The organism is Nocardia testacea NBRC 100365 (assembly GCF_000308775.1).
Lineage (GTDB): Bacteria > Actinomycetota > Actinomycetes > Mycobacteriales > Mycobacteriaceae > Nocardia > Nocardia testacea.
On the sequence record NZ_BAGJ01000170.1, the window covers coordinates 99,730 to 110,283 of the forward strand.

Annotated in this window: 9 protein-coding genes; 7 read left to right on the forward strand and 2 right to left on the reverse strand. The window is 68.4% G+C overall.

Going from position 1 to position 10,554, the window contains the following annotated elements; all coding sequences use genetic code 11:
* Window positions 1–117: 117 nt before the first annotated feature.
* Window positions 118–891, reverse strand: coding sequence for a helix-turn-helix domain-containing protein (locus ON38_RS23310; protein WP_039827056.1), 774 nt, complete (start codon window positions 889–891; stop codon window positions 118–120).
* Window positions 892–1,015: 124 nt separating this feature from the next.
* On the opposite strand from ON38_RS23310, the gene ON38_RS23315 reads away from it, so the two are divergent.
* Entirely contained in the window at window positions 1,016–1,369 is a 354-nt protein-coding gene (locus ON38_RS23315; protein ID WP_039827057.1) for a nuclear transport factor 2 family protein, read from the forward strand.
* A gap of 241 nt (window positions 1,370–1,610) precedes the next feature.
* On the opposite strand, the gene ON38_RS23320 is transcribed toward ON38_RS23315, so the two are convergent.
* Window positions 1,611–2,813, reverse strand: coding sequence for a KasA/KasB family beta-ketoacyl-ACP synthase (locus tag ON38_RS23320; RefSeq protein ID WP_281004625.1), 1,203 nt, complete (start codon window positions 2,811–2,813; stop codon window positions 1,611–1,613).
* Window positions 2,814–2,894: 81 nt separating this feature from the next.
* Here ON38_RS23320 and ON38_RS23325 point away from each other — a divergent pair, with 81 nt between their 5' ends.
* From ON38_RS23325 to ON38_RS23355, 6 genes are all read left to right on the forward strand, one after another.
* Window positions 2,895–3,452, forward strand: a complete 558-nt coding sequence (locus tag ON38_RS23325; RefSeq protein WP_039827058.1) for a TetR/AcrR family transcriptional regulator — start codon at window positions 2,895–2,897, stop codon at window positions 3,450–3,452.
* A gap of 84 nt (window positions 3,453–3,536) precedes the next feature.
* Window positions 3,537–4,115 (forward strand): Uma2 family endonuclease, encoded by a 579-nt coding sequence (locus ON38_RS23330; protein WP_039827059.1) that lies wholly within the window; start codon window positions 3,537–3,539, stop codon window positions 4,113–4,115.
* Window positions 4,116–4,173: 58 nt separating this feature from the next.
* Window positions 4,174–5,013, forward strand: a complete 840-nt coding sequence (gene thiD / locus ON38_RS23335; RefSeq protein WP_039827060.1) for a bifunctional hydroxymethylpyrimidine kinase/phosphomethylpyrimidine kinase — start codon at window positions 4,174–4,176, stop codon at window positions 5,011–5,013.
* Window positions 5,014–5,271: 258 nt separating this feature from the next.
* Window positions 5,272–6,513, forward strand: coding sequence for a bifunctional glycosyltransferase family 2/GtrA family protein (locus tag ON38_RS23340; protein WP_039827061.1), 1,242 nt, complete (start codon window positions 5,272–5,274; stop codon window positions 6,511–6,513).
* Window positions 6,510–8,522, forward strand: a complete 2,013-nt coding sequence (locus ON38_RS23345; RefSeq protein WP_039827062.1) for a glycosyltransferase family 39 protein — start codon at window positions 6,510–6,512, stop codon at window positions 8,520–8,522. Before ON38_RS23340 ends, ON38_RS23345 begins: the two co-directional genes overlap by 4 nt.
* 615 nt (window positions 8,523–9,137) lie before the next feature.
* Window positions 9,138–10,554: wax ester/triacylglycerol synthase family O-acyltransferase (locus ON38_RS23355; protein WP_039827087.1), on the forward strand; the 1,417-nt coding region annotated here is incomplete at its 3' end.

Genomic DNA, 10,554 nt, shown 5'->3' on the forward strand with positions numbered 1-10,554 from the left:
GCTCCTGACTCGAAACCCATTGCCTCTTGGCTGGTTCCAGTACAACAATCGGATGCGAGACGAACCATGGTCAGAACGCTCGTCCGCATAAGCGCGCGTCTACGGCTTCCGAACGGCTCAGCCGGTACGGAGCAGTGCGGCCGTCGCCTCGTCGGCGGGGTAGAAGGCTTCGATATGGAGTTCGTCGATGGTGACGTCGGTGGCCGACAGCGCCGAGGCGGTGATGCTGAAGAAGGAGAGCTCGGCCTCGCCCACCCGCAACTGCAACGGCACCACCACATCGGTGCGCGCCCGGGTTCCGCCGCCGTGGCACGGATAGGCGGATACCTCGTCGAGCAGCGCTTTCAGCCGGCCGTCGCCGGTGGCTTCCAACCGCCCGCGCACCTGGCCGAGCAAATGGTCGCGCCACTGACCGAGGTTGCGGATCCGGGGTGCCAGGCCGCCGGGATGCAGTGAGATACGGATGGCGTTGACGGGCGGTTCCAGCAGTTCGGGGGCACAACCGTGGAGCAACGCGTCGGTGGCGGAATTGCGGTCGACCACATCCCAGCACCGGTCCAGCACCAGGGCCGGATGCGGCAGGTGCGCGTCGAGCAGGACCCGGAAGGCGTCCATCACCGAACGTAGTTCCGGTGCGTCCACTTCGCGCTGGCCGTAGCTCGGCGCGTAACCGGCCGCGAGGAGCAGGTCGTTGCGTTCGCGCAGCGGGACATCCAGGTGGCCGGCCAGCCGTTCGACCATCTCGCGAGTGGGCCGGGAGCGGCCGGTTTCCACGAAACTGAGATGCCGAGTGGACACCTCGGCCGCGGACGCGAGCTGTAACTGACTCAACCGGCGCCGTTCACGCCAGGACCGCAGCAGGGCGCCGACCGAGGGTTCGGTATCCGTCATCACCACACCCGGAATCGTAGCCGCGGCAGTAACCGATCCCATTACCTCCGAGGTAATCGCCCGGACAGCCGGTCCCGCCGATGCTTATGGCACCTGGTTCACACAACCCCGGAAAGGTTCACCGATGAAAGAGATCGTCACCGCCTACCTGCAGACCTGGAACACGACCGACGCGACCGCCCGTAAAGAACTGCTGAATTCGCACTGGGCCCCGGAAGCGTCCTATATCGATCCGCTGGCCGAGGCGGCCGGTATCGACGCGATCGGCGCGACCATCGGCGCGGTGCACGAACAGTTCCCCGGCTTCGTCTTCACCCCTGTCGGGGAACCGGATGCCCACCACCGTCAGGTCCGGTTCCAGTGGGGCCTGGGACCCGAAGGCGCCGAGCCGGTGATCATCGGTTTCGATGTGCTGGTCACCGACGAGCGGGGCCGGATCGAAACGGTGCTGGGCTTCCTGGACAAGGTGCCGGGATAACCGGCCGCCGGCGCCGCACCCGAGGACGGCCGGGTGCAGATTCGGCCGTCACCTGCGCCGGTCCCGCCTTCGGCGGTGACGTATCGGGCCGGACGCGGCACGCTACGTCCGGCCCGGACGCCGCCGCACTCGGGCGAACCGGGTGCCGCGGCCCGAGTACGCCGAGCTCGTCGACGGTGGCCGTGGAGTCGTCGAGGCCGAGGTCGGCACGGGTGCGGGCCGGGAGATCCCCGACGTCGCCTCAGGTGCGGCCCAGCGCCAGCGTCACATTGTGACCGCCGAACCCGAACGAATTCGTCAGGGCGTAGTCGATCTGCTGCGGCCGGGCGCGGCCGCGCACGATATCCAGGTCCACGTCCGGATTCTCGAGGTTGAGGGTGGGCGGTACGACCTGGTCCCGCAGGGTGAGCGCGGTGAGGACGGTTTCCAGGGCGCCGACCGCGCCGATGGAATGCCCGAGCGCCGATTTGGGCGCGTAGACCGAGGCGCCGGGCGTCACCGCCTCGATCGCGGCCGCCTCCGAGGCATCACCGATGGATGTCGAGGTGGCGTGGGCGTTGACATGCCCGATATCGGCGGGCGCCAGGCCGGCGACGGCGATCGCCTTACGCATGGCGCGGGCCGCGCCCTCCCCCGCCGGGTCGGAGGCGACGATGTGGTAGGCGTCGGAGGTTATTCCGGCGCCGAGCACCCGGGCGTGGACGCGGGCACCCCGGGCGCGGGCGTGCCGCTCCGATTCCAGGACCAGCAGCGCGCCCGCTTCGCCGAAGACGAAACCGTCACGGTCCCGGTCGAAGGGCCGCGAGGCGGCGGCGGGATCGTCGTTGCGGGTGCTCATCGCCCGCATCATGGCGAAGCTTGCGATCGGCACCGCGTGGATATGTCCCTCCACTCCGCCGGCCACCACCACATCCGCCTCGCCGGTGGCGATCAGCCGCCAGGCCTGCGCGACGGCCTCGGTACCGGACGAGCACGCCGAGACCGGGGCGAAAACTCCCGCTTTCGCGCCGATTTCCAGGCCGACGGCCGCCGCCGGGCCGTTGGGCATGACCATGGGCACCGACATGGGTGAGACCTTGCGGTAGCCGCCGGCGCGCATCGCGTCGACCGCGTCGATGAGCGCGTCGCCGCCGCCCAGCCCGGTGCCGATACTCACCGCGAGCCGTTCACCCTCCACCTCCGGACGGCCCGCCGCACACCAGACCTGCCGTCCGAGCACGAGAGCGAGCTGTTCGACGTAGGAGTGCCTGCGCTGTTCGACCCGGGTGAGCTGCGCACCCGGATGCGCGGCCAGCTTGCCGCCGATACGTACCGGCAGGTCGTATTCGGCGACGAAGTCGTCGTCGAGGGCGGTGATCCCGGTCCGGCCGTCCAGCAGTCCCGACCAGGTCTCGTCCATATCGCCGGCGATCGAGGTGGCGCCCGCGTATCCGGTGACCACCACCTGCACCGCCGGCGGAGTTTTTGAAGCGATCGGTACATTCACGAGGTCATGAATACCTGTAGCGTTCGCTACAGTCAACCCATGGCCCGTCCACTCGACCACGCCAAACGCTCCGAGATCCTCGACGCCGTGGTGCGTTATATCGCCGAACGCGGACTCGCGGACCTCTCCCTGCGCCCGCTGGCCGCCGCCCTGGGTACCAGTTCCCGGATGCTGATCTATTACTTCGGCACCAAAGAAGAATTGCTGGTCCAGGCATTGGCGACCCATCGCCCGGATCTCACCGCCGTCTTCGCCGAAGTACACGATGCCGCCGCGCTGCGGGAACGGCTGTGGGAGTTCTGGCGTTCGAACACCACCGGACCGGGATCGGTCAGCGTGCGGGTGATGCTCCAGGTCCTCGGCGCGGCCTGCGCGCCGCACGGCCCCTACGCGGGCTACGCCGACAAGGCCACCGCGGCGTTCGTCACCGCCATCACCGCCGGCCTGTACGCGCTCGACCCCGACGATGAACCCGAAGTGGTGGCCACCGTGCTCGTTTCCGGATTGCGCGGCATCCTGCAGGACCGGCTCATCACCGGCGATATCGAACGCACCGACCGGGCCGCCCGCCGACTCATCGACCACACCATCCGCTGACCCGCCGAGCTGTGCACCGGCACATGGGCGACAGCGTCAGCGGAATGTTCGATACCGGTATCGCCAGGCAGGTATCGTTTCCTCATGACCGCCGTTCATGAGGAGATCATGACGACCGAGGAGTTCGAGGAACTCGCCCGGTTGGCCGGTCGGGTGTCCGAAGGTATACGGCTGGAGTTCATCGAGGGGCGGCTGGGGGCGAAGGGTGTGGCCGACGGGGACCACGGGCGTATTCTGCAGTGGCTGATCCGCATGTTCATCCTGGCCCGGCCGGAACTGTTCCTGAGCGTCGAACAGGGGCTGAAGGTCGACGCCTATCGCAAGGGACGGGCACGTCCGGACGGCACGCTGGCGGATGCCGACGCATTCGTCGGGCAGGGGGAATGGGCCGACCCGGACCCCGTCCTCATGGTGGTGGAAGTGACTTCCCGCGACAGCGACACCGAACAGCGGGACCGCCGTGAGAAGCCGATTGCCTACGCGGCCACCGGGATTCCGGTCTACCTTCTGATCGACCGGGAATCCGGCGAGATCACGGTGTTCAGCCAGCCCTCGGGCGCGCGTTACCAGCGCCGGGTGACCGTCTCGATCGGTGACAGCGTCGAGTTGCCCGGCCCCGTCGGCGTGACCCTGGACACCGAACCGATCAAAGCCTGGGTCTGACGCTCCCGACTCGAGGCACCCGACCCGGCCGCGAACCCCGCCCACGTAGGGTGAGCGGGTGAGATTGTTGCCGTTGACGCCCCCGGGACAGACCCCGGTCCGGGTGCTCACCATCGCCGGTACCGATTCGGGTGGCGGAGCCGGGATCCAGGCCGATACCCGGACCATGGCCCTGTGCGGGGTGCACGCTCTGGTGGCGGTGGCCGCGGTGACCGTGCAGAACACGGTGGGTGTGAGCGGGTTTCACGAGATTCCCCCGCAGGTGGTCGCGGACCAGGTGCGTTCGGTGGCCGGGGATATCGGTATCGGCGCGGTGAAGACCGGCATGCTCGCCTCCGGCGACATCATCGAGGCCGTGGCGGCGGTCTGCCGGGAGGTCGGTATCGGGCACGAGGCCGAGATACCGCTGGTGGTCGACCCCGTCGCGGCCTCCATGCACGGCGACCCGCTGCTGCACACCGAAGCACTCGATGCCGTGCGGTACACGCTGTTCCCGCTGGCGACCATCGTCACCCCGAACCTGGACGAGGTGCGGTTGCTGACGGGGGTGGAGGTCACCGATGCGGCGTCCGCGCGCACCGCGGCCGAGGCGCTGCACGCGCTCGGACCGCGCTGGGTCGTGGTGAAGGGCGGCCATCTGCGCACCTCGGCACAGAGCACCGATCTGCTCTTCGACGGCGAGCGATTCCTGGAGTTCTCCGCCCCGCGTATCGAGACCGGCAACGACCACGGCGGCGGCGACACCCTGGCCGCGGCCCTGGCCTGCGCACTCGCCCACGGCTACTCGGTCCCCGACGCCTTCGAATTCGCCAAGGAGTGGACCCGGCGCAGCTTGGCAGCGGCCTACGACCTGGGCAAAGGCCACGGCCCGGTGTCCCCGCTGTGGCGGCTGAGCTGACCGGGCGAGGCCCCGAACCTGTCGGTGGGCGGGTCCATACTCGAGGTGTCACGAACATCCACAACGGAGTGGAGACCGGAACAACGACGTTCGACCAGTGACACCGGACGGGTCGGCCCGGCGCGCCGCCTTCCCGCCCCACATCCACGTATACCTCACTTCTGCCGGCCCGCGGCGCCGAAGGCGCCGCAAATATACACAGCTACCTCCCAGGTTCGCTGGAGCCGGGCCCCAGCCCGCCCACCGACTCTGGTCCACATGACCGAGACCGTGACCCTCGCCGCAGCGGCGGACCTCAGGGAAGCCACCGCGGCGCCGCCGGTGCTGGATGTGGTCGTTCCCGTGTACAACGAAGAAACCGACCTCGGCGTGTGTGTGCGCCGGCTCCGCGACTATCTCGACAATGGGTTCCCGTTCCCGGCGCGGATCACCGTCGCCGACAATGCCAGCACCGATACCACGCTGGCGGTGGCCGAATTACTCGCCGATGAGCTGGACGGTATCCGGGTGGTCCACTTGGACGCCAAGGGCCGCGGGCGGGCGCTGCGGACGGTGTGGCAGGACTCGGACGCGCAGGTCGTGGCGTATATGGATGTCGACCTCTCCACCGATTTGAACGCACTGCTGCCGCTGGTCGCACCGCTGGTCTCCGGCCATTCGGATCTGGCGATCGGCACCCGGCTGGGCTCCGGCTCCCGGGTGGTGCGCGGACCGAAGCGCGAATTCATCTCCCGCTGCTACAACCTGCTGCTGAAAGCCTCGCTGCGAGCGCATTTCTCCGACGCCCAATGTGGTTTCAAGGCCATGCGCACCGAGGTGGCGCGCAAGCTGCTGCCGCTGGTCGAGGACGGGGAGTGGTTCTTCGACACCGAACTGCTGGTCATCGCCGAACGTGCCGGGCTGCGGATCCACGAGGTTCCGGTGGACTGGATCGACGACCCCGACAGTCGCGTCGACATCGTGGATACCGCGTACAAGGATCTGCGCGGCATCTGGCGGATGGGCCGCGCGCTGGCCACCGGATCGCTGCCGCTGGCCGAACTCCGCGCGGCGGTCGGCCGCGAGCCGCTGGTCCCCGGGGTGCCGCTCGGCATGGTGGGCCAGCTGGTGCGGTTCGCGCTGGTCGGGGTCGGTTCCACCCTCGCCTACATGCTGCTCTACCTGCTGCTGCAACCGATGGCCGGTGCGCAGGTCGCCAATTTCGCGGCCCTGTTGATCACCGCGATCGGCAATACCGCCGCCAACCGGACGTTCACCTTCGGAGTGCGCGGACAAAGCGGGATGGTGTCGCACCAGTTCCAGGGCCTGCTGATCTTCGGGTTCGGATTGCTGATGACCAGCGGCTCACTGTTCGCCCTGCACCATTGGGCGCCCGACGCCCCGGTGCAGCTGGAACTCTTCGTGCTGATCGTCGCGAATCTGATCGCCACCCTCATGCGGTTCGTCGGGCTGCGCTGGGTGTTCCGCGAGAGCGGCCGACCGGCGGAGGTCGCTCGATGACGGCGACCGCGACGACTCCCCACCGCACCGGGACCCTCCCGGCCGCTCCCGGACCGGCGCGCGCCAACCGCTGGGAGTATCCGGCGCTGGCGGTGCTGCTGCTCGCCACCGGCCTTTCCTACCTCTACAACCTGAGCGCCAACGGCTGGGCCAATTCCTTCTACTCGGCGGCCATCCAGGCCGGCTCGGTGTCGTGGAAGGCGTTCTTCTTCGGCTCCTCCGATGCCGCGAACTCCATCACCGTGGACAAAGCGCCCGCGTCGCTGTGGCTCATGGAACTATCGGTACGCCTGTTCGGTCTGAGCAGCTGGAGCATTCTGGTCCCCCAGGTCCTGCTGGGCGTGGCGACCGTGGCGCTGGTCTGGAAGATCGTGCGGCGCTCGTTCGGCCCGTCGGCCGGTTTGATCGCCGGGCTGGCACTGGCGGTGACCCCGGTGTTCGCGCTGATGTTCCGGTTCAACAATCCGGACGCGCTGCTGGTGTTGCTGATGGTCGCCGCGGTGTGGGCGATGATGCGCGCGCTCGACGACGGGCGCTGGCGCTGGCCGGTGCTCACCGGCACCTTCATCGGGTTCGGCTTCCTGGCCAAACAATTGCAGGTCATGCTGGTGCTGCCCGTCCTGGCGCTGGTCTATCTGTTCGCCGGCCCGCCGAGACTCGGGGAACGCATCGCGCAACTGTTCGCCGCCGGCGCCGCGATGGTGGTGGCCGCAGGCTGGTGGATCCTGATCGTGGAACTGTGGCCTGCGGATTCGCGGCCCTATATCGGTGGATCGCAGCACAATTCGATCATCGAACTGACCCTCGGCTACAACGGGTTGGGACGATTGAACGGTAACGAGACCGGCAGTGTCGGCCCGGGCGGTGAACTGCCGCCCGGCGGTAACGGCATGTGGGGCCGGACCGGGATAACCCGCATGTTCGACCAGATGCAGGGTGGGCAGATCGCCTGGCTGATCCCCGCGGCGCTGGTCGCGCTGGTCACCGGAGTGCTGCTGCGTGGGCGCGCGGCCCGCACCGACGGGTCCCGCGCGCAGGTGCTGCTGTGGGGTGGCTGGCTGCTGGTCACCGGGCTGGTGTTCAGCTTCATGGCCGGCATCTTCCACCAGTACTACACGGTGGCGCTGGCCCCGGCGGTAGCCGCGCTGGTGGGTATCGGGTCGGTGCTGTTCTGGCGCAATCGGTCCCGGTGGTGGGTCCGCGCGGCGGCTGCCCTGGCGGTCGGGCTCACCACCGCGACTGCCTGGATGTTGCTGACGCGCAGTGCCGATTTCGTGTCGTGGTTACGGTGGGCGGTCCTGATCGGCGGTATCGTCGCAACGATCGCGCTGCTCGTACCACTACCCGGCCGAGCGGCCGCGGCGACCGCGGTGCTCGCCGGTGCGGTGGGTCTGGCCGGTCCGGTGGCCTACACGGTCGACACCTTGCACACCGGCCACGCGGGCGCGATCCCGACGGCCGGCCCGAATACCGGAATGTTCGGCGGTATGCGGCCGCCCGATATGGGTGGCGATATGCCCGGACGCATGGTCTGGGTGAACGCCGGGCCGGGGATACCCGGCATGCCCGGCGGTGTGCCCGGGGTGCCCGGGACAGCGGACGGCGGGACCGCGATGGGCGGTGACGGCAAGGGTCGCGGCGGACCCGGCGGCGGATTCCTGAACGCGAGCAGTCCCGGTGACGCGCTGGTGGCACTGCTGCAGGAGAACGGCGACGCCTACACCTGGGCCGCGGCCACCGTCTCCTCCAACGGCGCCGCCGGATACCAGCTGGCCACCAAGCTGCCGGTCATGCCGGTGGGCGGGTTCAACGGCAGCGATCCCTCCCCCACGCTGGAGCAGTTCCAGCAGTACGTATCCGCCGGACAGATCCACTACTTCATCGGTGGCGGATTCGGGCCGGGCGGCCGACAGGGCATGAGCTCCGCGATTTCCCAATGGGTCGCGGACCACTTCACCGCGAAGGAGGTGGACGGGGTCACGCTCTACGACCTCACCGCGCCGAAGTGAGCCGGCCCTGATCGCCGGTGGCCCGGACCGCGGTCGGCCCGGGCCATCGGCATTCCGGCTCGCCGTGCCGCCCGGGCCCGGAGGATCGCTCGGTGGAAGCGCCGTGGCGCCGGTACCCGGCCCGGTTGTCCGAGTCGGACCTCACCCACCCGCCCGGACAGGTCACGGTACGCACCTCGGACCGGAAGACGAGCTGCGGCACAGAGGTTCCACGATCCAACTCGCACGCGAGCAAATATTTGGCGATCCTATCGGATTAATTCTTCTCCGCTATTATGCGAGGTTCTCCGTCGGGAATCGAAGCGGTGGCCCAATCGGCGGCATCGACCGGCCTCGCGCCGCCCGGCGAACGGGACACCGCCCCGGCAGCGGAAACAAGGAAAGCGCTCGGAAAACCGACCGGAATGCACTATCCGACAGGCCGTCCGAGACAGCGAAAAATTATTGTGCGCGCGCGGCCGCGCATTGCCGCTCAATTCACCGAGGTCTGAAATTTCGGCGTTCCGGACAGCCGGATTCCCTGGACGCCGCGCGTCGGAACGCTAGGATCGACCGAGCCGCCTGGCACGACCAGGCAATTCTTGATATCGGTACCGCTCGGCAGGAAACATGGTGATGTACGGGAACAGTGGAGTTCTCGCCACGAAAAATGCCAAAGGCATTGTGGCGAAAGAGCAGTTGGCGGCCCGTGACGCGGTGTTCGTATACGACGAAACCGAGCGGCACCCGTCCAATATCGTCGCGGTCTATATTTTCGACTCCACCGGGACCGAACCGGTGGATACCGCCGCGCTGCGGGATTGGGCGCAGGCGCGGCTGGGTTTCGCACCCCTGTTCCAGCGGCGATTGCGGCGGGTGCCACTGGATCTGGACCTGCCGTACTGGGTGCCCGATCCGGCGCTCGATATCGCCGAGCACGTCGTGGCCGAGCCGCCGGGGGCCGACTGGGACACCGTGCGAGCCCGGATCGCGGAAATCACCACGGCACCTATGGATCTCACGCGGCCGCCGTGGCGGATCCAGGTGTTCGATCGAGTCCGCGCCGTACCGGGGATCCGGGGGGACGCCACGGTCGTCGCACTGAAATTCCACCACAGCGCCTGCGACGGTGTGGCGACCCGAGAACTCGAACTGGAACTCTTCGGCGGTCGGGAGGCGCCGGCCGCACCGACGGTGAACCGGTGGTCGAGATCGGCGGCGGGATTACGTGCCGCCGCGCTGTTTCCCTACCGTATGGGCCGTTTCGTAATGGGACTGTCGCGTACCCGGGCGGCGAATGCCGCGGCGCGGGCCAGGATCGAGGCCGGACTGCTGCACGAGCCGGCGCCCTTTCGCCCCGCGACCCGCTTCAACCGCGCGATCGGCCCCACCGTACTGATCGACCAGGTGTTCCTGTCGTTGTCCGAGGTGACGGCATTGCGCGATCGGTGCGCCGAACGCGTCACGGTCAACGATGTCATGCTGACCGTGGTGTCGGGTGCACTCGCCGCCTACCTCGACGAGAAAGGCGAGACGCCACCGGAAGGGCTGGCGGCGATGGTCCCGATGTCGATGCGCCGTATCGCACAATGGGATTCGGCGAACCAGTTGTGCCAGATGACGGTCGATCTGCACACCGGCGACCGTGATCCCCGTGCCCGGTTGGCGGCGATCCGGGAATCGGTGCGCCGGGAACGGCGCCGGCACAGCGATCCGGACGTACTCCGGCACGCCGCGCGGGTCGAAACCGCCCCGGCCTGGCTGTTGCGGGCGGCGGGCCGGGCGCGCGCATATCGATCGTTCACCGATCTGTCCGCGGTTCCGCTGCACAACACCACGATCAGCAATGTTCCGCCGCTGGGCGCCGAGCTGACCTTTCGCGGCCACCCGGTACTGCGGGTATTCGGTGTGCTGCCGCTGATGGACGGTGACGGTCTGCGGCACCTGATCTCGGCACAGGGCGACGAGATCGTACTCACCTTCAGCGTCGACAAGGCGATGATGCCGGACCCCGACCGCTACCGGGAGCTGCTGCGGGAATCGCTCCGCGAGC